Below are 20730 nucleotides of genomic sequence, written 5' to 3' on the forward strand. Positions count from 1 at the left end.
GTTGAGCTCAGCGGGCCTGCCGCGCCTGGTTTAGGCGATCTAGGAAGGCGTCTGGACTAAGCGCACCGACGATGCGTTGAGCGCGGCGCTCCTGGCCGTCCGGGCCGATCAACAGCAGCGTGGGCGGGCCTATCACTTGGCGCGAGGCCAGCAGCGCGGCGCTGTCCGGGCCGGATTCGGTCACGTCGGGCCGCAGCAGCGTCATGCCGGCCAGCGCTTGTCGCACGAGGGGATCGCCAAACACCTTGTGCTCGATTTCCTTGCAGGCTACGCACCAGTCGGCGTAGTAGTCCACCAGCGCCCACCGGCCTTGGCGCGCGGCCTCGTCCAGACCCTGTTGCAGAGAGCGGACGTCGCGCACGGTGACGAAGCCGAGTTGTTCCATGCCGGCGGCGGGCGTGGCCGCGGAGGAGACGAAGGCGAGCGGCCGCAGCGGATCGCTTTGCCCGGCGGCCGCGCCGATCAGCATCGCCGCCGCCCACAAGCCCAGCAGCGCCGCTGCGCCGCGCAGCGTCCATTGGCCGGGGCTGGCGCGCCAGGGCCGGCTCAGCGTCAGCAGGCCTATGGCGACGGCGAACAGCCACGCGCCCCACAAGGCCAGGCTGGCCGCCGGGGGCAGCACGCGGCCGAGGAACCAGATCGCCATGCCCAGCAGCAGAAAGCCGAACACCGCTTTGACCCGATTCATCCACAGGCCGGGACGCGGCAGCAGCTTGGCGCCCAGCACGCCCACCAGCAAGAGCGGCACGCCCATGCCCAGGCCCATGGAGAGCAAGGCCAGGCCGCCTTTGAGCACGTCGCCGCTGTCGCTGATGTAGAGCAGGGCGCCGGCCAGCGGCGCGGTCATGCAGGGGCCCACCAGCAAGGCGGACAGCACGCCCATCGCCGCCGAGCCGCCCAGGGTGCCGCCGCGCTGGCGCTGGCTGGCGGCGGCCAGCCGGTCGCGCAATACCGTCGGCAATTGCAGCTCGTAAACGCCGAACATGGCCAGCGCCAGCAGGACGAAGAGCGCGGCGAACAGGCCCAGCGCCCACGGCGTTTGCAGCGCGGCCTGCAGATTGGCGCCCATGCTGGCGGCCAGCGCGCCCAGCGCCGCGTAGGTCAGCGCCATCGGCAGCACAAAGGCCAGCGCCAGGACCAGGCCGCGTCGCGGCGTGGCGCCGCTGCCCACGATCAAGCTGCTGAGAATGGGCACCATGGGCAGCACGCAGGGGGTGAAGGTCATCAGCAGGCCCAGGCCGAAGAAGGCCAGCAAGACCCAGCCCGCGCCGGATTGCGCCAGCCGCGCCGCCAGCGCCTGGTCTTCGCCCAAGGCCGGCGCGGCGGGGGCTGCGCTTACCAACCCAGCGGCGGCGGTTTTCACGGCTTTGCCGCTACCGGATAGTTCAACGGTGCGATGCTGCGGCGGATAGCACAGCCCGGCTTCGGCGCAGCCTTGCCAGCTCAGCGTGAGGCGGCGCGCCTGGCCGGCCTGCACCAGCAGCTCCAGCCGCTGGTAATACACCTCCGATTCGCCAAAGAATTCATCATGGATGGTTTTGCCGGCAGGCATCGCCGGCGGCGGGACGCTGCCGACGGGTTCGGCCGCGATCTTGATGTTCTTGCGATACAGGTAATAGCCGTCGCGGATGTCCCAGCGCAGGCGGACCTGGCCGTCGCCCAACTCGCTGACGCTGAGGCGGAAGGCCTGTTCCGGCGGCAGAAAATCGGTTTGCGCCTGGGCGGCGGGCATCCAGAGAAAAAGCAGCAGCAACAGGCTGCGGAAAATGAGCGGCATTGCGGTCTCCATGGCGATGAATGCGCACAGCCTGGGCGCCGGGGATTAAGCCGCCGTTAACAATGGGATAATCCGTTGCCGGCAAGCTGGCGGCGACAAGGAGGCAGGAAATGCGGGTGTTATTGGTGGAAGACAACGAGTTGATCGCGCTGGGCATCGTCGCCGGGCTGCGCGCTCACGGCCTGACGGTGGACGCGGTGGGCAGCGCGGCCCAGGCCGAGGCGGCGCTGGCGACGCTGGACGCCGATTTGATGATTTTGGACCTGGGGCTGCCGGACGAGGACGGCATGCGTTTGCTGGCGCGCTTGCGCGCGCGCGGCGTGGCGCTGCCGGTGCTGGTGTTGACCGCGCGCGACGCGGTGGAAGACCGGGTGGCCGGCCTGCGCGCCGGCGCGGACGATTATCTGCTCAAGCCCTTTGATCTGGACGAACTGGTGGCGAGGCTGCACGCTTTGCGCCGGCGCGCCGCCGGCCGTTGCGTGGATGTGATCGAGGACGGTCCGCTGCGGCTGGACCCGGTGCGCGGCGAAGTCTGGCTGCACGGCCGGCCGGTGGCGCTGGCGCGCCGCGAACTGGCGCTGTTGGCGGCCTTGATGCAGGCGCGGGAGCGGATTCTCAGCGCCGAGCAGCTAAAGGACCGGCTCTATGATTACAGCGAGGAAATCGAAAGCAACGCCCTGAACGTGCATATCCACCATTTGCGACGCAAGCTGGGGCCGGCGGTGGTGGAGACGGTGCGCGGCCTGGGCTACCGCTACGGCAGGGCCGGCGAATGAGCTTGCGTCTGCGTTTGTTGTTATGGATAGGGGTGTCGCTGTGCCTGCTGTGGGGCGGCGTGGCGGCCTGGACGCTGCATGATCTGGACCGGCAGATGCGGCTAACGCTGGACCGGCGGCTGGCGATGTCGGCGCAGATGGTGGCCGGCCTGATGGAACAATTGCCGGCGCCGCCGCCGCGCGCCTTGCCGCGTTTCGAGGGCATAGGCGCCGGCATTGCGTGCCAGATTGTTTCCGTGCGTGGCGAAGTGCTGGCGCGCACGCCGGGCGCGCCGGATACCCGCGCTGACCCGGCGCCGGGCTATGCCGAGCAAACCCTGAGCGGCGAGCGCTGGCGCAGCTATACGGTGGTGGCCAACGGCTTGCGGGTGACCACGGCGGACAGGCTGACCGAACGCGAGGCGATGTTGACGGATATCCGTTGGGCCGCCGCCGTGCCCTTCCTCGCGGCCTTGGCCGGCAGCCTGGTGGCCTTGTGGCTGGGCGTGAGCCGGGGCTTGAGCCCGCTGGAGCGGCTGCGCCGCGCCTTGGCGCGCCGCGCGCCGGAAGCCCTGGAGCCGGTGGCCACTCAGGGTTTGCCGCGCGATGTGTTGCCGCTGGCGGACAGCCTGAATCAGCTGCTGCGGCGCGTTGGCGAGGTGTTGCAACGCGAGCGGCGTTTGACCAGCGACGCCGCCCATGAGCTGCGCACCCCGCTGACGGCGATCAAGACCCACCTACAAGTGGCGCGCATCACTCAGGGGCCGGACGCGGCGCAGGCGCTGGCCCACGCCGCCGAAGGGACGGAGCGTTTGCAGAACACCCTGGGGCAGTTGCTGATGCTGGCGCGCTTGGAAGGGGCTTTCGATTGGGAAGAAGGTCCTCCGGCCCGCATAGACGAGGTGGCGCGGCTGGCGATGCGCGACGCGGAGCCCGCGCCGCCGCGGCGCCTTGTCTGCGGCCCGTTGCCGGAGGCCACGCTGGCCTTGCCTCAGGCGCTGGCGGCCACCGCGCTGCGCAATCTGCTGGACAACGCTTTGCGGTATTCGCCGCCGGACGCGCCGGTGCGTTTGGAGGCCGCGCTGAGCGAGGCGGGTTTGCGTTTTGAAGTGTGCGATCAGGGGCCGGGATTGACGGCGGCTCAACGCGAGCAGGCCGCACAGCGCTTTTGGCGCGGGCGGCATGCCGGCGCCGGCAGCGGCCTGGGCCTGTCCATCGTCTCCGCGATCGCAGGGCGTTTTGGCGGCCGCCTGGAACTGCTGGCCGGCGAGGAGGGCGGACTATGCGCCGCCCTGACGCTGCCGGCGCTCAGCTCGACTGATGAAGGCGCATGAACGGCGGCGCGGCCACCACGTCCGGCACGCTGCTGCTGACCGGGTGCTGCATTACTTTCTGCGCCACCAGCTTCAGCTCGTACATGATGCCGATGGCGGCGTCCAATTGCCGCGGCTCGCCGTTGAAGGTGCGGTCCAGCGCGGCCAGCAGGTTTTGGTAGGCCTGGTAGAACTGGGCGCCGCTGACGGCCGCGCCGCTGCCCGCCGGGTAGTCTGAAAGCGCGGCGTTGGGCAGCAGGTTGAACACCCCGGTTTCGTCCAGAGGCACCGGCTCGCCGGTGTAGGACCAGCCGGAGGGGCTGGAATAGTCCCGGATCAGCCGCTTGCCGTAGTAGATTTCGCCAAACTTGAAATAGTGAGCGTAGCCGCCGCCGGCCTCGTCCTTGGGGTTGATCCAGTCTTCCTCCACCTGCACGCCTTCGCCCTGGCGCACGATGGTGTTGATCACCGCCCGGGCGCTGGCCATGTCGTAGACCTTGCCGTCCGGACAGCCCGGCACCTCGTGCGGGAACCACTGGCTGACGTCCACCTGTTCGTCCAGCCGAGGCTGGGCGAAGCAGTCGTGGCCGTGGTTTTCCAGGTGCTGCAGCCGCTCCAGAATGGCCTGGTAAAAGCGGCCGATGGAATCGAAGCCGGGCTGGTTGTCGACATAGGCCTGGGTTTCGCCGGGCAGGATGGCTTGGGTGTCCGGGCGTTCTATCTCCATGAACACTTCCTGCGCCTGCTGCCGGCTCAAGGCCTTGAGAGTGACGATAAGGCCGGTGTCCACGCACATCGGCAGCGGCCCAGGGTAATTGAGCGCCAGGCCGTCTTCGACGACGCGGGGGTTGCCGCCGATGGCGATCAAGGTGTTGGCGGCCAGGGTCATGTGCAGCATTTCCTCCACCACCACCGATTGCACCAGCGCGCGCGCTTCCTGGTTTTGGCCGGGCTTGATGGAGAACAGCGCGGTTAGATAAGTGGGGATGGTGGACAGCTCCAGCTGCACCGCGCCGGCCAGCATGTCCCGCACGGCTTGCACATTGTCGGCCTGGCGCAGTTCGTCCATCAGTTCTTGACGTATCTTCAGCATGGCTTGGTTTCCTTGGAAGGTAGGATGACGGGGCCGGAATCAGCCGCGGGGCTTGCGCAGCTTGCTGGCGGACGGGGAGGCGAGCGTGGCGGCGATATCGGCTTCGCTGGGCGGCGCGCTTTGGCGCAGCGGGCAGCGCTTGCCGTACATCAACTGGCGGTCGAAGGTTTTGCCTGTGCGGTCTATCACGTTCTGGAAGTAGTTGATCAGCATGCGGCGCTTGCTGGCGGACAGGTCGCGCGTTACCGGCATCTGGTCCGGGTCTTCCATCGGCTTGTCGAAAACGAAGCGCATGATGAAGGCGCTGGCGTCCGCCACCGCTTGCTTGGAAAAGTCGAACAGGCCCTGGCTCATCACCGGATAGAGGTTGGCGTATTGCTGCAGGATGGGCTGTACGTCTTCCCAGCGCGGATTGTCCAGGTCTATGTCCTGGCCCGGCTGCGGGAAGCTGCTGAAAACCACCACCGCCAGGTTGTCGTAATGTTGTTGCAGCGCCGGATCGGAGCCGGCCAGATTGTAGGAAAGGGTGAACAGCTGGCCGTCCATGTATTCACGCGGGGTGCCGAAGCTTTCCGGCCCGTGCAGGGTGATGGCGGCTCGGCCGGCCTGATCGGTGACCGGTTCCGCCGGGCTGATGCGGATGGCGGCGTTGGGCACGTTGTTGACCGGCAGCAGCGCGCGCGGGGTGGTGCCCACGGTGGTGTCCGCGGGGGTGTTGCTGTAGTCCAGCATCGGCGCGCCGGCCCAGAAGGCCAGCGCTGCGCCGGCCAGGGGCTGGCCGTAGCGCGCGGCGTAGACATGGGTGTGCTGGTGGTTTTTATCCGGGTGGTTGGGGTCCAGGCGGATGGCGAAGTCTTCGGCGCGCACCTCGTTGCCCAGCAGCGTTTCGCGCACGCAGACGGTGGCGCGGCCCTCCGCGCCCACCGGCTGGACGATGGCCAGCGGCAAGGGCTGATTGGCCAGCCGCAGTTGCTCCTCGGTTAGTGGCACCGACTGGATGCCGGCCTGCTGGTCTTGCAACGTTTGCGAGGTGTCCACGCCGGAGATGAGGGTGTAGTCGCGGGGGCCTATCTCCGCGTCCTGCGCGGTCCATTCATTGTGCAGGATGGCGTATTGCAGCGCGGGCAGCGCGGCGATCTGGTTATTGCCGTCCAGCGGCAGCGCGTTGCTGAGATCCACTTGCAAGCTGGCGCTGTCAGGGTCCAGCCAGGAGGAGAAACAGCCAATGCCGTTGCCGCTTGCCGAATCCTGGACGCTGTTTTGCGTGGTGGGCATGAAGCGGCGGCCCAGGATGAAAGAGCGCGGCTGGCCGGCGTAGGCCGGGCCGATGGCGCCGAGCACGGTGCCGTAGCCGAACAGCGGCGCGCCGGCGTTCATATTGTAGCCGTAGGTGGTCAGGCGGATGGAGAGCCGGTCCTGATCGCTCAGCTCGATCAGGCGAGCCAGCAGCGGGCTGTCGAAGCCGTCCAGATGCCAGTGGATATTGGTGAGCACGGATTGGAAGATCGCCGAGGCGCCCATATCGCTGCCGTTGCCCTGGCCGCGGCCGAACCATAAATCGCGGAAGGGGTTGCTCTGGTAGTCGGCGGTCATTAGCGGCGTGCCGTCCGGCTTGAGCAGCGACACCGCCAGGCCGTAGACATTGGAGGCCAGCTGCCAGTCCGGATCCAGGTCCACCATTTTGGCGGACGGCTTGCCAATGGCGTTGCCCACGCTACAGGACAGCAGCGGGTCCTGCGCCGGATCGGTGATCAGGATGCCGCTGGGCCCGCGCAAGCTGCTCACCTGGCAGTTGGCGAAGCGCATGATGGCGGTGCCGGTGGGGTGCCACCAGCCGTTGTTGGTGTCGCCGGCGGCGCTGGTCTGCTGGAATTCCTGGAAGCGGGCTTCGAAGGTGGCGTTGTCGAAGTGGCGCGGATCGTTGTTGACGGTGGAGACGTCGGCCTGGAACTGACCGGAAAAGGCCAGGCGGGGAAACTGCAGATAGCTCATATTGGCTCCTTGCTGGCCGGAAAATCCGCGGACAGCTGTGGCTGGCGATTTAATTCCATAGGCATGGCGCGGGTATAGGCAGCGCTGACCATAAGGGCAATGTTCTTTAGGACAGGTGGATGCCGGGCGCGGCGAGACGAGGCCGGCGCTTTGCGCGCGCCGGCTGGCGTTGAGCGCTTACTCCGCGCCCAGCGACATCGCGTGCTTGAACACATTGCCCGGGTCGTATTTGCGCTTGATCGCCACCAGCTCCGGATACAAGGCGCCGTAATACAACTCGCCCCAGCTATAGCCAGGGGTGTCCGGCTGCGCGCCGCTCAACATGTCCACATCCGGGTAGTTGATGTAGCAGCCCTGGTAAGGCGAGTCCGGCAAAGCCGCCGAACTTGGATACGGCGTGCCGTTGAAGCCGTGCGCGGCGTAGACGGCGTCGAAGAATTCCCGCATCCAGTTCACATGCATGGCGTCGTTGGCCGGGTCGGTCCAGTAGCTTTGGTATTGCAGCTTCATTACCGAGGCGCGCTGCGGCACCGCGGTCTGGTTGTCGGCCGGGTCGAAACCGTTGTTGCCGGCGCTGCGGTGGTTGATCGCGCCGCCGTAGGAATCCAATTGCAGCAGCGACTGGGCAAGGTCCTGGTTGTCGGGATCGGACGTCAGATGCAGGTGGATGGCCTTGCACTCTGCCGCGGAGAAGTTTTGCTTCATGTAAGCGGACTTGTATTTGCCGCGCTGATTGCTGCCGGAGCCATTCAGCGTCTGGGTGGCGTACAGCCAGTCCATCGCCTGCGCGTGTTCCGGCAAGGGAGCGGCGTTTTTGGGCGGCGAGCGATGCGGGATGTGGGGCAGGTGGCCGCCGCCGGGCAGATAGGTGTTGAGCAACTGCGGCGAGGCCACTTGCTTGATGCGCCGGTAGAAATCGTTGAAGGGCGCGGTGTGGTTCAGCTTGCCGTCCCTGTCGGTGTATTGCACCACCAGGCCCAGGTTTTGGCGCTGACATGAGTCAGCTTGAGCAGGCTGAACAGGCCGTAGCCTTCGGGGTCGTTGTCCGCCTCCTGCCAGTATTGGCCGTAGGTTTGCAGCAAGTCGGTGAAGCGGCCCGGGTCCTGGAATGCTTTCCAGTCGAATTGCAAGAGCTGTACGCCCACCTGCTGCGGCGCCGGCGGCAAATCGTCAAAGTAAAAGCTGGTGATCAGGCCGACATTGCCGCCGCCGGCCCCCTTGCACAGCTTGAGCAAGTCGGCGAACTCATTGTCGACGCGGCGTGTACCTTGCGCACCTTGCCGCCGTCCGCCAGCAGAATGTCCACTGCGCTCAGCCAGTCCACGGTTAGGCCCTGCAGCCGCGATAGCAGGCCGTAGCCGCCGCCGCTAATGTGGCCGCCGGCGCCCACTGAGTAGCAAGAGCCGCCGGGCATGGTCTTGCCGGTGAGTTTGTACAGGCCTACGTAGCCGTCCCAGTTTTGATTGCCGGCCAAAAGCTGGAAGCCATAGCGCCGGCCGTCCGCGGCTATGTCGCGGCGTAGGCCGGAGAGCTGGCCGATGTCTATGATCAGGCCGCCGGGGTTGTTGCTGACGAAGCCCTCGTAGCAATGGCCGCCGCTGCGGATAGTGGGCTTGAGCTTGTGGTCCAGCGCGTATTGCAGCGCGGCGACGACTTCGGCTTCATCGCTGCAGATGATGATGCCGCCCGCGGCCTGGCCGGCTGCCGGCCAGCGAAGATTGAAACCTTTTTTCAGTGTTTCGTAGCGGTGATCGTCCGGGGTGATGGCATTTAGGCCCATAGCGCTTTCTCCTTGTGCGGCCGCAGTGGCGGCGTCAATTTGATTTTCATGACATTGTTTTATAGACGAGACGAAAGCGGAGAAAGCTGGCAAATGCTGAGCGTGGAGGGTCTTGAGTGTTTTATTACTTCATTGTTGGCCCTCAATGCTTGAAACAGTTAGGTATTGTTCTGGCATGAAATGACATTTGTATGTTGTTTTGCTACGCTGCCAGCCAACTCAGGAGCGAGCGGACATGATCAAGCAATGGATGGGCCTGGCCCTGCTGGCGGGAAGTTTGAGCGGCGCGGCGCAGGCCGGCGAGGCGTTTGGCGCGCCGGGGCTGACGCCGGTGCGCGGCCCGGCGGCCAAGTCTTTCGTGGGCGTGGCGGCGGAGGGGCCGTCGCGGGTGTATTTCACCGGCTATCGCGGCGTGGTGTCCGAGGTGTTCTATCCGGCGGTGGACACCCAGGCGGCGGTGGATCTGCAATTCCTGGTGGGCGACGCCGGCGGCGGCTTCGTCGACGAGGAAAAGCGGCAGGACTACCGCGTGCAGCGGCTGCATCCGCGCAGCATGAGTTGGCAAGCGCAGACCGGCAACGCGGCCCATCACTGGCGCATCAGCAAGCGCATCTTCACCGATCCGGCGCGCGACGCGCTGATCCAGCGCGTCACCTTCAACGCGCTGGACGGCCGCCGCGTCGGCGATTTCCGGCTTTATCTGCTATTCAAGCCTTATCTGGACAATGCCGGCGCCGGCAATAGCGCCACCACGCTGGAGCGAGCCGGCGGCGGCACGGCCTTGGCGGCCAGCCGCAATCAGCGCGCCTCGGCGCTGCTGAGCAGCTTGCCGTGGAAGACGCAGAACGGCCGCCGCATGCTGTCCAACGGCTTTGTCGGCCTCAGCGACGGCTGGACCGATCTGTTGGGCGGCGCGGCGGACAAGCGCATGGACTGGACTTTCGATTCCGCCGGCAACGGCAATGTGGCGCAGATGGGCTGGCTGGATTTGGGCGACCCGCGCGCGGCCAGCGTGTCCTTCGACGTGGTGCTGGGCTTCGGCGCCAGCCAGGGGCAGGCCCTGGACACGGCCGCCGCCGCGCTGGGCGGTGATCTGGAGGCGGCGCAGCGGCGCTACGACGCCGGCTGGCAGGCTTACGCCGCCGGCCTGTCCGATCAGGGCGGCAGCGCCGACGACGGCTACTACCTGGCGGCGATGACGCTGAAAACCATGCAGGACAAGGCCAGCGGCGCGATGGTGGCCGGTCTGGGCACGCCGTGGGGCGCCAGCCAGGGCGACGCCAACGCCGGCGGCTACCATCTGGTGTGGCCGCGCGACCTGTTCAAGTTCGCCAACGCCCTGCTCACCGCCGGTGACCGCGCGACCGCAGCGCGCGTGACGGATTATCTGTTCAATACCTTGCAGCAGCGTCGCGACTGCGGCGCGGCGGAATACGACGCCGCCGGTTGCCCGGACGGCTTCAGCCGCAATGGCCGTTTCCCGCAAAACGCCTGGGTCAGCGGCGCGCAGTATTGGCAGGGCACCCAGATGGACGAGCAGGCCATGCCCATCCTGCTGGCCTGGCGGCAGGGACCGGCGGTGTACTCGCCGCTGTGGCCGCGCATCAAGCTGGTCGCCGACTACATCCTGAGCGCCGGGCCGTGGACCTATCAGGAGCGCTGGGAGGAGAACAGCGGCTATTCGCCGTCCACGCTGGCGGCGCAGATCGCCGGGCTGGCCGCCGCCGCCGACATCGCCCGCGCCAACGGCGACGACGCCAGCGCGGCGCGCTATCTGTCCGCCGCCGATTACTGGCAGCAGAATGTGGACGCCTGGACCTTCTCCCGCAGCGGCTGCTTTGGCGACGGCCGCTATTATCTGCGCCTCAATCCGTCCGCGCGCGCCGGCGGGGCCAGCCGTGCCGGCCAGGCGCCGGCGTTGGGCCCGGACACGCCGCAGACGCTGGAAGTGAAAAACGGCGGCGGCAGCCGCGACGCGCGCCGGGTGGTGGACGGCGGTTTCCTGGAACTGGTGCGCATGGGGGTGAAGCGCGCCGACGATCCGGCTGTGCTCGCCACGCTGGGCATTTACGACGCGGTGCTGGGCCAGCGGCTGGAACTGCCCGGCGTGCCGGCTTTGCCGGTCAACGCCTGGTTCCGCTACAACTTCGACGGTTATGGCGAGCGCAACGACGGCGGTGATTTCGCCGGCAGCGGCGTGGGCCGGCTGTGGCCCATCTTCACCGCGGAGCGCGGCATCTATGAAATTGCGCGCCAGGGCGGCGGCGCGGCCGGCCAGCCGTATCTGGCCGCCTTGAAACAGCTGGCCACGCCGGAGGGCATGCTGCCGGAGCAGGTGTGGCCGCACAGCGCGGTGCTGCCGGACGGCTGGGCGGTGGAGACGCCGGCCGGCAACCGCGCCGGCACGCCCACCCGCTCGATCGCGCCGCTGAGTTGGGCGATGGGCGAATACATCAGCCTGCTGGCTTCCATCCGCGCCGGCCGCGTCGTCGATCTGCCGGAAGCCGCCTGCGCGCGTTACTACGCCTGCCGCGTTGAACCCAAGGCCGGTGAGGCGACGGTGGAGATCCAGGCCGCCGCCGAGACCAGCTGGGGGCAGCAGCTGTATGTAACCGGCGCGGCCCGCGCATTGGGCAATTGGAACACCGATCTGGGCCTGCCGGCGGACGCGGCGGCCTACCCGCTGTGGAAGACCCGGGTCAATCTGCCGGCTGGCCAGCGCATCGAGTACAAGTACTACCGCAAGAACGCCGACGGCAGCGTGAGCTGGGAGCAGCGCGCCGGCAACCGCGTGTTGCAGGCGCCGGCCGGCGGGTTGACGTTGAATGATCAGGTGAACTGGTAAGAGCCTGTTCAAAGCCTGCTGCGCTGCGGCGATACGGCGTTGAAAACCAGCTCAAAATGCTCATGTACCACTTGTACATTCCGCTTTTTCGCTCGTTTTCGCCTTGTCTCGCTCTTGCTCGCGAGACTTTGAACAGGCTCCAATACGCTATTGATTTATTTGGAATATTGAAAGCAAATTTAATTACTTTTTGATATTAAACATGGCTTTTATAGTGTGCTGAGTCCCCCTTGTTCAGGAACTCGCCATGTCCATGTTCATCTCCCGCCGTTCCCTGCTGGCGCTCAGCTTCGCCAGCCTCTCTCTCGTTGTCTTGGCGGCAAACGCCGCCGAGGCGCCCATCGTCATTGGTTACCAGACCGGAGTCGATCCTTCCAAAGTGGCCCAGGCCGACGGCTTGTATGAAAAAGCCATCGGCCGGCCGCTGCAGTGGCGCAAGTTCGAGAGCGGCGCGGAAGTGCTCGCCGCGCTGGCTTCCGGCGACGTGCATATCGCCGATCTGGGCTCCAGCCCGCTCAGCGCCGCCGCCACCCGCCAACTGCCGATCCAGACCTTTCTGATCGTCGCCGAGATCGGCAATTCCGAAGCGCTGGTGGCGCGCAAGGGCAGCGGCATCAAGACCCCGCAGGACCTGATCGGCAAAAAGGTGGCGGTGCCCTATGTCTCCACCACCCATTACAGCCTGCTGGCCGCGCTCAAGCACTGGAAGCTGGACCCGGCCAAGCTGTCCATCGTCAATCTGCGCCCGTCCGAGATCAGCGCCGCCTGGCAGCGCGGCGACATCGACGCCGCCTATGTCTGGGACCCTGCCTTGAGCCAGGCGCTGAAAACCGGCTCGGTGCTGGTCAATTCCGAACAAGTGGGGCAATGGGGCGCGCCCACCTTCGAGGCCTGGGTGGCGCGCAAGGATTTCGCCGCCGCTCAGCCGCAGGCGCTGGCCGCCTTCGCCAAGGTGACTTTGCAGGCCTTCGCCGATTACCGCGCCAAGCCGGCGGCCTGGAGCGCCGGCTCGCCGCAGGTGGCCAAGATCGCGCGGCTGACCGGGGCCGATCCGGCGCAGATTCCCGGCCTGCTGGCCGGCAGCCGCTTCCCGCTGGCGCAGGAGCAGCTGTCGCCGCGCTTGCTGGGCGGCGGCACCGCCAAGGCGCTGCGCGACACCGCCTTGTTCCTGAAGGAACAGAAGAAGGTGGAAGCGGTGCTGCCGGATTATCAAGCCTATGTCGAGCCGCGCTTCGTGCGGCTGGCGCAGCCGCGCTGAGCGCGAGGAGGCCGCGATGGCGAGCTTGATCGTGGAAAACGCCGGCGTCAGCTACGCCGGCCCGTCCGGCCCGGTGCAGGCGCTGGACCGGGTGTCGCTGGAGCTGCGTTCCGGCGAGATCGTGGTGGCCCTGGGGCCGTCCGGCTGCGGCAAGTCCACCTTGCTGGGGCTGATGGCCGGCTTCCAGACGCCCAGCCAGGGCCGGGTGCTGGCCAATGGCCGGCCGGTGCGCGGGCCGGGCGCGGATCGCGGCGTGGTGTTCCAAGACGACGCGCTGATGCCCTGGCTCAACGCCGAGGACAATGTGGCCTTCGGCCTGCGCCTGCGCGGGATGCCGCGCGAGCAGCGGCGAAGCGAGGCGCGCCGCATGCTGGGCTGGGTGGGGCTGGAAGCCTTCGCCGGCCACGCGCTCAGCCAGATGTCCGGCGGCATGCGCCAGCGCCTGGGCCTGGCGCGCGCGCTGGCGGCCGATCCCGACTTCCTGCTGCTGGACGAGCCCTTGGGCGCTCTGGACGCGCTGACCCGGGAAAAGATGCAGTCGCTGATCCTCAGCCTGTGGCAGCGCAGCGGCAAGGGCATCTTCCTGATCACCCACAGCATCGAGGAAGCGCTGTTCCTCGGCACCGAGCTCTTGGTGCTGACGCCGCGCCCCGGCCGCATCGCGCTGCGGCAGAAACTGGGTTTCGCCCACCGCTACGCCGCCGGCGAATCGGCGCGCTCGATCAAGGCCGATCCCGCCTTCATCGCCATGCGCGAGCATTTGCTGGACTGGATTTTCCGCGCCGAGGAGGCCGACCATGCCGCCGCTTGAACTGACTGAATTGGGCCCGTCCGCGCAGGCCGAGCTGAGCGCGCCGCCGCCGGCCCATGCCCCCGCACCGCTCTCCGGCCGCTTCGCCGCCTGGCGTCGGCGCTGGCCCAGCGCGCTGTCCGTGGGCGGCCTGCTGCTGCTGTGGTGGGCGGCCAGCGCCGGCGGCTTGGTGTCGCCGTTGTTCCTGCCCGACCCGGCCCAGGTGGCGGCGCGGCTGGCGGACCTGGCCGTCAACGGCTTCATGGACGCCAGCCTGTGGCGTCACGCCGCCGCCAGCCTGGGCCGGGTGGGCCTGGCGCTAGTGCTGGCCGCGGCTACCGCGGTGCCGCTGGGCATGCTGATGGGCCTGAGCCGGCGCGCGCATGCTGCGCTGGACCCGCTGATCGAGTTCTACCGGCCGGTGCCGCCCCTGGCCTATCTGCCCCTGATCGTGATCTGGTTCGGCATTGGCGAGGCCAGCAAGGTGCTGCTGATCTATCTCGCCATCTTCGCGCCGCTGGCCATCGCCACCGCCGCCGGCGTGCGTCGCGCGGACCCGGCGCGGCTGCAGGCGGCGCGCTCGCTGGGCGCCAGCCGCGGCCAGCTGCTGCGGCTGGTGGTGTTGCCCAGCGCGCTGCCGGAGATTCTGACCGGGCTGCGCATCGGCCTGGGCGTGGGCTGGTCCACCCTGGTGGCGGCGGAGCTGGTGGCCGCCACCCGCGGCCTGGGTTTCATGGTGCAGTCCGCCGCCCAGTTCCTGGTCACCGACGCGGTGATCGCCGGCATCCTGATCATCGCCTGGATCGCGCTGGCGCTGGAATTGGGGCTGCGCTGGGTGGAGCGGCGCTTCGCCGGCTGGGCCGCGCCTGAGCGTTTCTGATCTGGTTTTCGTTTTTCTTGGTATTGAATCCGCCGCGCGGATAAGGAGCACATTCATGAGCCTGCAATTGCAAGCCATCAGCCCGGCCCTGGGGGCCATCGTTTCCGGCGTCGATCTGAGCGCGCCGCTGTCCGGCGCCGAGCGCGACGCGATCGAGGCGGCGCTGCTGCGTCACCAGGTGCTGTTCTTCGAGAACCAGCCGCTGACGCCGCGCCAGCAGCGCGACTTCGCCGCCCGTTTCGGCGATCTGCACCTGCATCCGGTCTACCCGACGGTGGCGGAGCAGCCGGAGATCATCGTGCTGGATACCCATGTTGACAACCTGCCGGACAACGACAACTGGCATACCGATGTCACCTTCATCGCCACCCCGCCGTTGGGCGCGGTGCTGGCGGCGCGGCAGCTGCCGGACGTGGGCGGCGACACGCTGTGGAGCAGCAACAGCGCCGCTTACGAAGCGCTGTCGCCGGCCTTGCGCGCGCTGCTGGACGGCCTCAGCGCCGAGCACAGCTTTATTCACTCCTTCCCGGAAAGCCGCTTCAAGGACACGCCGCAATACGCGCGCTGGCAACAGGCCAGCCGCGACCATCCGCCGGTGGTGCACCCGGTGGTGCGCACCCATCCGGTCACCGGCCGCAAGGGCCTGTTCGTCAACGAAGGCTTCACAACCCGCATCCTGGAACTGGCGCCGCGCGAGAGCGATGCCTTGCTGGCGCTGTTGTTCGCCCACGCCGCGCGGCCGGAATTCACCGTGCGCTGGCGCTGGAAGGAAAACGACCTGGCGTTCTGGGACAACCGCGTAACCCAACATTACGCGGTGGCGGATTACCTGCCGCAGCGGCGAGTGATGCACCGCGCCACTATCCTGGGCGACCGGCCGCGTTGAGCGCGGCGGAATGAGCGGGAAAAGGAAACCCGGCATTGCCGGGTTTTTTACGGGGTCGTACAGCGTATATCTTCAAATGAAATGATATTGGCATCTTAATTTAACGATTTTCGGGTAATATCCGTTCGCCATAAAAACGGCGGGCGGCGCGCCCGTCTCGGCATATCACAATCACAAGAGAAACCGTCATGAAGAAATTTACGCTCGCCCTGTTATTGTCCGCCGCCTTCGCGCTGCCCAGCGCTCAAGCGGTGGCCTGGGGTCAGGAAGGCCACCGCATCACCGGTTACATCGCCCAGCAATTGCTGAGCCCTCAAGCCAAGGCCGCGGTCAATCAATTGATCCCCAACGCGGACTTCGCCCAGCTGGCCTTGTACATGGACCAGCACAAGCAGGAATTGAAACAGCAGCTGCCGGGCTCGGATCAATGGCATTACAACGACGAACCGGTGTGCGACGGCGTGGAAGAGGACGATTGTCCCAGCGGCAACTGCGCGTCCAATCAGATCGGGCGCTACAGCAAGGTGCTGGCCGACAAAACCGCGAGCAAGTCCGCCCGCGCCCAGGCGCTGACCTTCTTGCTGCACATGATCGGCGACATCCACCAGCCGCTGCACGCGGCCGACAACCACGACCGCGGCGGCAACGACGTCCGCGTGCGCCTGGCCGGCAGCAGCAAGGTCAGCAATTTGCATTCGGTGTGGGACACCGCGTTGGTGCAGCAGGCGCTGAACGGCGCCAACGAGCAGAGCTGGGCGGCGCAGGACCTCAAGTACTACGCGCGCAATATCGCCGGTTGGCAGAGCGGGCAGGTCAATGACTGGATCAAGGAATCCAACCAGTACGCGCGCAGCGAAGTGTACGGCCCGCTGTCCAACTTCAGCTGTGGCAGCGCGCCCAGCGACGTGGCCTATCTGGACCGCACCTACCAGACAGCCGGCGCTCAGCTGGTCAAACAGCAGTTGGCCAAGGCCGGCGCGCGCATCGCCATGGTGATCAACCAGGCGCTGCAGTAAAACGGCGCGTCCGCGCTAGAATGGCGGCTCCGTCGTCACCGGAGCCGCCATGTCCATTCACGAGCTCAGCCTCAAGGGTTTCCGTTCCATCCGTCAGCTGCGGCTGGAGCTGGAGCCGCTCAACGTCGTCGTCGGGCCCAACGGCTGCGGCAAATCCAACCTCTACAAAGCGGTGCGCCTGCTGCACGAGGCCGCCTGCGGCCGCCTGTCCGCTGCGCTGGCGGAAGAAGGCGGCATCCAGAAGGCGATGTGGGCCGGCGGCCTGCGCCGCGGGGACCGCAAGGGCGAGCCCAAGCGCATGGCGCTGGCGGCGCGGCTGGCCGATTACGACTACGAATTGCAGCTGGGCTACCCCGAACCCAGCCGCAGCCTGTTCTCGCTGGACCCATTGGTGAAGGAGGAGACGTTGTGGCTGGCCGGCCAGGGCCGCCGCCCATCGGCCCAGGTGTTGGAGCGGCGCAATCAGAGCGCCTTTCTCACCAGCGTGGACGGGGTCAGGACCACCTATCCATTGGGCCTGCAGGCTGAGGAGTCGGTGTTCGGCCAGTTGTCGGAACCGCATCTCTATCCCGAGGTGTCGCAAGTGCGGGAGACGCTGCGGCGCTGGCGTTTCTACCATGAGTTCGCGGTGTGGCCCGGCTCGCCGCCGCGCGCGCCGCAAGTGGGCATCCGCTCGCCGGTGCTGGCGCACGACGGCGGCAACCTGGCGGCCGCCTTCCAGACCATCGTGGAGATCGGCGATGTCGAGCTGCTGCGCAGCGTGCTGGCCGACGCGTTTCCGGACAGTGGCTTTCAGGTGGAAGCGCTGCATGGTCGTTTCCAGATGCTGATGCAGCGCGACGGCATTCTACGGCCGCTGGAGGCGGCCGAATTGTCCGACGGCACCTTGCGTTTCCTATGCCTGGCGGTGGCCTTGCTCAGCCCGCGTCCGCCGGCTTTCATGGCCTTGAACGAGCCGGAAAACAGCCTGCACCCGGACTTGCTGCCGGCCTTGGCGCGGCTGATCGCCGAGGCCGGCCGCCACAGCCAGCTGTGGGTGACCAGCCATTCGCCGCGCTTGGCGGAGCTGATCGCGCTCCACCGGCCGCTGCGTCGTTTCACGCTGACGCAGCGCGATGGCGAGACGGTGCTGGCGGATGAGGATTGAGTTGGGGTTGAGGTGTGTTTCAGGCTGCGCGCCGAGTGCAAAAAGCCCAAGCATCCGCTTGGGCTTTTTTCATCACTCAGACCACTCGCTCAGACCGGTTGCAGAAACAGCGCCTGCTCCGCCGCGCGGCGCCGGGTGAGGCCGGGCAAGACCTTGCCGCCGGCCTTGTTCCAGCGCGGAAACTGGGCGGCGGCGCCGGCGTAGTCGCGCTGATTGAGCAGGCGCAGCAGGGTGGAGTTCTGCAGCGAGCCCAGGCCCAGGTTGTAGCTGAAGCTGACCAGCGCGTCGAACTGGTTCTGGTGCAACGGCACCGCCGCCAGCCGGGTGACGCCGGTTTCGAAGCGGCTCAAATCGCGCGCCAGCAGCGCGTCGGCCTGGGCCTGGGTGATGACCAGGCCCGGCGTCACGTCCGGACCGGTGTGGCCGTAGCCTATGGTCCAGACGCCCACCGCGTCCTGGTAGGCCTTGAGGCGCAGGCCTTCGAATTGCTGGATCAATTTGACGCCGTTGGCGCTGATATTCATGTCGGGCTCCTGGGAAGGGCCCCCGGCGGACGCGGAGAGACGCTCGAAAGAATCTGAGGCAGGAGGAGAAGCGGGCGGGGGCGGGACCGGCCGCGCGGAGCGGTCCGGGTGCGTCGTCCCCATTATGCTCAGGGCCCGGAAACGGGCCGAGGCGACAGGCGTCAGTGGCGGGAGAGGGGTATTTTTGCGGCTCCCCCACCCTAGGAGTGATTGCTCGTTATAGGCAGGGTGGGTGGAGCGTAGCGATACCCACGCGGGAATCCCATCGGGAGATGGCGTCGCGGAACGCAGCGCACTTTGACGCGGTTTTTAGTATACGAAGCGCTCGCGCAGGTCTTCCAGGTTCAGCTCTTTCAGAATCGCCTCCTGGCGTTCGCGCGCGCTGTTTTTGCGCTGGCCGGTGTACTTGGCGATGATCAACTCGTTCTTCATCGAGTGCTCCCAGCCCACCAGCTCGGTGACGGTGAGCTGATAGCCGCGCGCTTCCAGCTGCAGGCAGCGCAGCACATTGGTCAGATGGCTGCCGAACTCGCGGGTGTGGATGGGGTGGCGCCACATCTCGGACAGCGGAGTCATGCCGAAGCTCTGGTTTTTCTTCTGGCGCAGCACGCCGGCCACTTCCGCCTGGCAGCAGGGCACCAGCACGATGTAGCGCGCGTTCTTGGCCAGCGCGAAGCGGATGGCGTCGTCGGTGGCGGTGTTGCAGGCGTGCAGCGCGGTGATGATGTCCACCTGCTCCGGCAATTGCTCCGAGGTGATCGACTGCTCCACGCTCAGGTTCAAAAAGCCCATGCGTTCGAAGCCGAGGCGAGCGGCCAGCTCTTGCGAGCGGCTGACCAGTTCCGGCCGGGTTTCGATGCCGTAGACGCTGCCGGCGGCCTTGTCCTTCAGGAACAGGTCGTAAAGGATGAAGCCCAGATAGGATTTGCCGGCGCCGTGGTCGGCCAGGCTCATCTCGCCTTTTTCCGCCAGCACGTCGGCCATTAGCGGCTCGATGAACTGGTACAGGTGGTAAACCTGTTTCAGCTTGCGGCGGGTGTCCTGGTTGATCTTGCCGTCGCGGGTCAGGATGTGCAGCTCTTTGAGCAGTTCCAGCGATTGCTGCGGTTTGATCTCGGGAATCAGGCTCATGGCGGCCTCCTGCGAAAAACGAATCGCCGGATTTTAGTCCAATTCGCGGCGGCGCGCTTGGGAGCTGGTTTCAATGCTCCTGTCTAACTGTCCCGCCGAAGCGCGGCGGACATTCTCAGGCGTAGAGCCTGTTCAAAGTCTCGCGAGCTAAGGCGAGACAAGGCGAAAACGGCTGAGAAAGCGGAATGTACGCGTGGTACATGAGCATTTCGAAGGTGTTTTCAACGCCGTATCGCCGACGCGCAGCAGACTATGAACAGGTTCTCAGCCTGTACTGACCGGCTGCACGCTAATCCGCTCCAACCAGCGCAGCATGTCCTGCTCCACTTCCACGCGGTTGGTTTCGTTCAGCATTTCGTGGCGGCCACCGGGGTAGACCGTGGTTTGCACGTCCAGCAGGCCGGCTTCGCGGTAGCGGATTTCCAGCTGGCCCAGGCCCAGCTTGCCCAGGCTGACCGGGTCGCGGCTGCCGGCCAGCAGCCAGACCGGACAGCGGCGCGGCAGGCTGTCGCCGCTTGCCTCGCCGCGTTCCATGGCGATGATGCCGCCGAACAAATCTATCCACAGGCCGGGGCAGGGGTCGAAGCCGCATAGCGGGTCCGCCAGGTATTTGTCCACTTCCGCCGGGTCGCGGCTCAGCCAATCCATGCCGGTGCGGGCGGGCAGGAAGCCCAGGTTGAAGCTGCCGAAGATCAGCCGCGCCAGCAGCCGGCTGGGGCGCTCCGGGCTGCCGAAGCGGGCCGCCAGCCGTGCCAGGCCGCGCAGCAGCCAGGCCAGCGGCCGCTGGCGGTAGCCGGTGGCGGACAGGATCAGGCCGGACAGCGCCGCGCCGTGGCGCAGGAAATAGGCGCGGGCGATGAAAGAGCCCATGCTGTGGCCGAACAGCGCCACCGGCAGGCCGGGATGGTGTTCCGCGGCGTGGCGGCGCAGGGTGTCCACGTCGGCCACTACCTTGTCCCAGCCATTCTCGGTGGCGAAATGGCCGCGCAAGCGCGGCGCGGCGCCGTGGCCGCGGTGGTCGTGGGCGTAGACCGCGTAGCCGGCGGCGGTCAGCGTTTGGGCGAAGCGGTGGTAGCGCACCGCGTATTCGCTCATGCCGTGGGAGATCAGCACCACGGCGCGCGGCGCGCCGTCCGGCAGCCAGCAGGCGGCGTGCAGGGTTTCCCCGTCGTCGGCGTTCAGGTGGAAGGTTTGCATGGCGGTGAGCCCTTTTATGGCCTGTTTCGACCGCGTCGCGGCATCAGGGTTGCGGCGCGGCGGCGGTTTCACAGCAGAACATGGCGCGACGATGCTGGCAAGCGCTATCCAAATGTCCTGGCGCGGGTGCCGTCATCGGGATGGGGTGCCGGTTTTCCGAAACGCGCCCGGGCCCTCCGCGCTTGACCAGGCCCGGCGGGGTGGGCAACATGGGCCGCGTGCCGTTTCATACAGCGCGGCATCAGGAATGGAAGCCTGAATTGAGTCGGGGGACTTATCATCCCAATGCCACGCTATAGCTGCGCCCATCAGGGCAGGTTATGGCAGGGAGGCCTTTGGCCTGCTG

Annotated in this window: 18 protein-coding genes; 9 read left to right on the forward strand and 9 right to left on the reverse strand. The window is 66.9% G+C overall.

Translation table 11 applies throughout. The features are described from left to right. Window positions 1-7 precede the first annotated feature (7 nt). Window positions 8-1777 carry a protein-disulfide reductase DsbD gene (gene dsbD, locus B0T39_RS19350; RefSeq protein WP_081549487.1) on the reverse strand — a complete coding sequence of 590 codons (1770 nt, stop codon included), beginning with the start codon at window positions 1775-1777 and terminating at the stop codon, window positions 8-10. Window positions 1778-1887: 110 nt separating this feature from the next. On the opposite strand from dsbD, the gene B0T39_RS19355 reads away from it, so the two are divergent. Both B0T39_RS19355 and B0T39_RS19360 read left to right on the forward strand, forming a co-directional pair. Next, a complete protein-coding gene (locus B0T39_RS19355) occupies window positions 1888-2553 on the forward strand; it encodes a response regulator (protein WP_081549489.1) in 666 nt (221 codons plus the stop codon). Then, window positions 2550-3866, forward strand: coding sequence for an ATP-binding protein (locus tag B0T39_RS19360; protein WP_081549491.1), 1317 nt, complete (start codon window positions 2550-2552; stop codon window positions 3864-3866). The genes B0T39_RS19355 and B0T39_RS19360 overlap by 4 nt, the downstream gene beginning before the upstream one ends. Here B0T39_RS19360 and B0T39_RS19365 read toward each other — a convergent pair. From B0T39_RS19365 to B0T39_RS25955, 5 genes are all read right to left on the reverse strand, one after another. Next, window positions 3841-4938: a ferritin-like domain-containing protein gene (locus tag B0T39_RS19365; RefSeq protein ID WP_081549493.1), complete on the reverse strand. Its 1098-nt coding sequence runs from the start codon at window positions 4936-4938 to the stop codon at window positions 3841-3843. The genes B0T39_RS19360 and B0T39_RS19365 overlap by 26 nt on opposite strands. 39 nt (window positions 4939-4977) lie before the next feature. Next, window positions 4978-6930, reverse strand: coding sequence for a hypothetical protein (locus B0T39_RS19370; protein WP_081549495.1), 1953 nt, complete (start codon window positions 6928-6930; stop codon window positions 4978-4980). A gap of 177 nt (window positions 6931-7107) precedes the next feature. Then, window positions 7108-7899 carry a BBE domain-containing protein gene (locus tag B0T39_RS25945; protein ID WP_217806290.1) on the reverse strand — a complete coding sequence of 264 codons (792 nt, stop codon included), beginning with the start codon at window positions 7897-7899 and terminating at the stop codon, window positions 7108-7110. Further along, window positions 7869-8165, reverse strand: coding sequence for a hypothetical protein (locus B0T39_RS25950; protein WP_217806291.1), 297 nt, complete (start codon window positions 8163-8165; stop codon window positions 7869-7871). The genes B0T39_RS25945 and B0T39_RS25950 overlap by 31 nt, the downstream gene beginning before the upstream one ends. Further along, window positions 8120-8710 (reverse strand): FAD-binding protein, encoded by a 591-nt coding sequence (locus B0T39_RS25955; protein WP_217806292.1) that lies wholly within the window; start codon window positions 8708-8710, stop codon window positions 8120-8122. Before B0T39_RS25955 ends, B0T39_RS25950 begins: the two co-directional genes overlap by 46 nt. 235 nt (window positions 8711-8945) lie before the next feature. Between B0T39_RS25955 and B0T39_RS19380 the strand changes: the two genes are divergently transcribed. From B0T39_RS19380 to B0T39_RS19410, 7 genes are all read left to right on the forward strand, one after another. Continuing rightward, on the forward strand, window positions 8946-11555 hold the full coding sequence (locus tag B0T39_RS19380) for a glycoside hydrolase family 15 protein (protein ID WP_081549497.1): 2610 nt from the start codon (window positions 8946-8948) through the stop codon (window positions 11553-11555). Between the two features lie 247 nt (window positions 11556-11802). Then, window positions 11803-12813, forward strand: a complete 1011-nt coding sequence (gene tauA / locus B0T39_RS19385) for a taurine ABC transporter substrate-binding protein (RefSeq protein WP_254894605.1) — start codon at window positions 11803-11805, stop codon at window positions 12811-12813. Window positions 12814-12829: 16 nt separating this feature from the next. Beyond that, the gene (locus B0T39_RS19390; protein ID WP_081549552.1) at window positions 12830-13624 is read left to right on the forward strand and encodes a taurine ABC transporter ATP-binding protein; all 795 of its coding nucleotides are present in this window, start codon (window positions 12830-12832) and stop codon (window positions 13622-13624) included. After that, window positions 13611-14483, forward strand: a complete 873-nt coding sequence (gene tauC, locus B0T39_RS19395) for a taurine ABC transporter permease TauC (RefSeq protein ID WP_081549499.1) — start codon at window positions 13611-13613, stop codon at window positions 14481-14483. The genes B0T39_RS19390 and tauC overlap by 14 nt, the downstream gene beginning before the upstream one ends. 55 nt (window positions 14484-14538) lie before the next feature. Beyond that, on the forward strand, window positions 14539-15369 hold the full coding sequence (gene tauD, locus B0T39_RS19400) for a taurine dioxygenase (RefSeq protein ID WP_081549501.1): 831 nt from the start codon (window positions 14539-14541) through the stop codon (window positions 15367-15369). A gap of 188 nt (window positions 15370-15557) precedes the next feature. Further along, window positions 15558-16385: a S1/P1 nuclease gene (locus B0T39_RS19405; protein WP_081549503.1), complete on the forward strand. Its 828-nt coding sequence runs from the start codon at window positions 15558-15560 to the stop codon at window positions 16383-16385. A gap of 49 nt (window positions 16386-16434) precedes the next feature. Then, the gene (locus B0T39_RS19410; RefSeq protein ID WP_081549505.1) at window positions 16435-17532 is read left to right on the forward strand and encodes an AAA family ATPase; all 1098 of its coding nucleotides are present in this window, start codon (window positions 16435-16437) and stop codon (window positions 17530-17532) included. Window positions 17533-17621: 89 nt separating this feature from the next. On the opposite strand, the gene B0T39_RS19415 is transcribed toward B0T39_RS19410, so the two are convergent. The 3 genes from B0T39_RS19415 to B0T39_RS19425 all read right to left on the reverse strand — a co-directional run bounded on the left by B0T39_RS19415 (window position 17622) and on the right by B0T39_RS19425 (window position 20384). Further along, window positions 17622-18056: a lysozyme gene (locus B0T39_RS19415; RefSeq protein WP_081549507.1), complete on the reverse strand. Its 435-nt coding sequence runs from the start codon at window positions 18054-18056 to the stop codon at window positions 17622-17624. A 309-nt stretch (window positions 18057-18365) separates the two neighbouring features. Next, complete coding sequence (locus B0T39_RS19420; protein WP_081549509.1) at window positions 18366-19187, reverse strand: class I SAM-dependent methyltransferase; 822 nt, start codon at window positions 19185-19187, stop codon at window positions 18366-18368. A 264-nt stretch (window positions 19188-19451) separates the two neighbouring features. Further along, entirely contained in the window at window positions 19452-20384 is a 933-nt protein-coding gene (locus tag B0T39_RS19425; protein WP_081549511.1) for an alpha/beta hydrolase, read from the reverse strand. Between the last annotated feature and the right edge of the window lie 346 nt (window positions 20385-20730).

Origin of the sequence: Chromobacterium haemolyticum (assembly GCF_002081825.1) — a bacterium.
GTDB classification, from domain to species: domain Bacteria; phylum Pseudomonadota; class Gammaproteobacteria; order Burkholderiales; family Chromobacteriaceae; genus Chromobacterium; species Chromobacterium fluminis.

Excerpts from the sequence above, each read along its gene's own strand:
- B0T39_RS19370 (WP_081549495.1), bottom strand. The coding sequence starts at position 6,930 with ATGAGCTATCTGCAGTTTCCCCGCCTGGCCTTTTCCGGTCAGTTCCAG.
- tauD (WP_081549501.1), top strand. The coding sequence starts at position 14,539 with ATGAGCCTGCAATTGCAAGCCATCAGCCCGGCCCTGGGGGCCATCGTT.
- tauA (WP_254894605.1), top strand. The coding sequence starts at position 11,803 with ATGTCCATGTTCATCTCCCGCCGTTCCCTGCTGGCGCTCAGCTTCGCC.
- B0T39_RS19405 (WP_081549503.1), top strand. The coding sequence starts at position 15,558 with ATGAAGAAATTTACGCTCGCCCTGTTATTGTCCGCCGCCTTCGCGCTG.
- dsbD (WP_081549487.1), bottom strand. The coding sequence starts at position 1,777 with ATGCCGCTCATTTTCCGCAGCCTGTTGCTGCTGCTTTTTCTCTGGATG.
- B0T39_RS19425 (WP_081549511.1), bottom strand. The coding sequence starts at position 20,384 with ATGCAAACCTTCCACCTGAACGCCGACGACGGGGAAACCCTGCACGCC.
- B0T39_RS25955 (WP_217806292.1), bottom strand. The coding sequence starts at position 8,710 with ATGGGCCTAAATGCCATCACCCCGGACGATCACCGCTACGAAACACTG.
- B0T39_RS19360 (WP_081549491.1), top strand. The coding sequence starts at position 2,550 with ATGAGCTTGCGTCTGCGTTTGTTGTTATGGATAGGGGTGTCGCTGTGC.
- B0T39_RS19410 (WP_081549505.1), top strand. The coding sequence starts at position 16,435 with ATGTCCATTCACGAGCTCAGCCTCAAGGGTTTCCGTTCCATCCGTCAG.
- B0T39_RS19365 (WP_081549493.1), bottom strand. The coding sequence starts at position 4,938 with ATGCTGAAGATACGTCAAGAACTGATGGACGAACTGCGCCAGGCCGAC.
- B0T39_RS19380 (WP_081549497.1), top strand. The coding sequence starts at position 8,946 with ATGATCAAGCAATGGATGGGCCTGGCCCTGCTGGCGGGAAGTTTGAGC.
- B0T39_RS19355 (WP_081549489.1), top strand. The coding sequence starts at position 1,888 with ATGCGGGTGTTATTGGTGGAAGACAACGAGTTGATCGCGCTGGGCATC.
- B0T39_RS19390 (WP_081549552.1), top strand. The coding sequence starts at position 12,830 with ATGGCGAGCTTGATCGTGGAAAACGCCGGCGTCAGCTACGCCGGCCCG.
- tauC (WP_081549499.1), top strand. The coding sequence starts at position 13,611 with ATGCCGCCGCTTGAACTGACTGAATTGGGCCCGTCCGCGCAGGCCGAG.
- B0T39_RS19420 (WP_081549509.1), bottom strand. The coding sequence starts at position 19,187 with ATGAGCCTGATTCCCGAGATCAAACCGCAGCAATCGCTGGAACTGCTC.
- B0T39_RS19415 (WP_081549507.1), bottom strand. The coding sequence starts at position 18,056 with ATGAATATCAGCGCCAACGGCGTCAAATTGATCCAGCAATTCGAAGGC.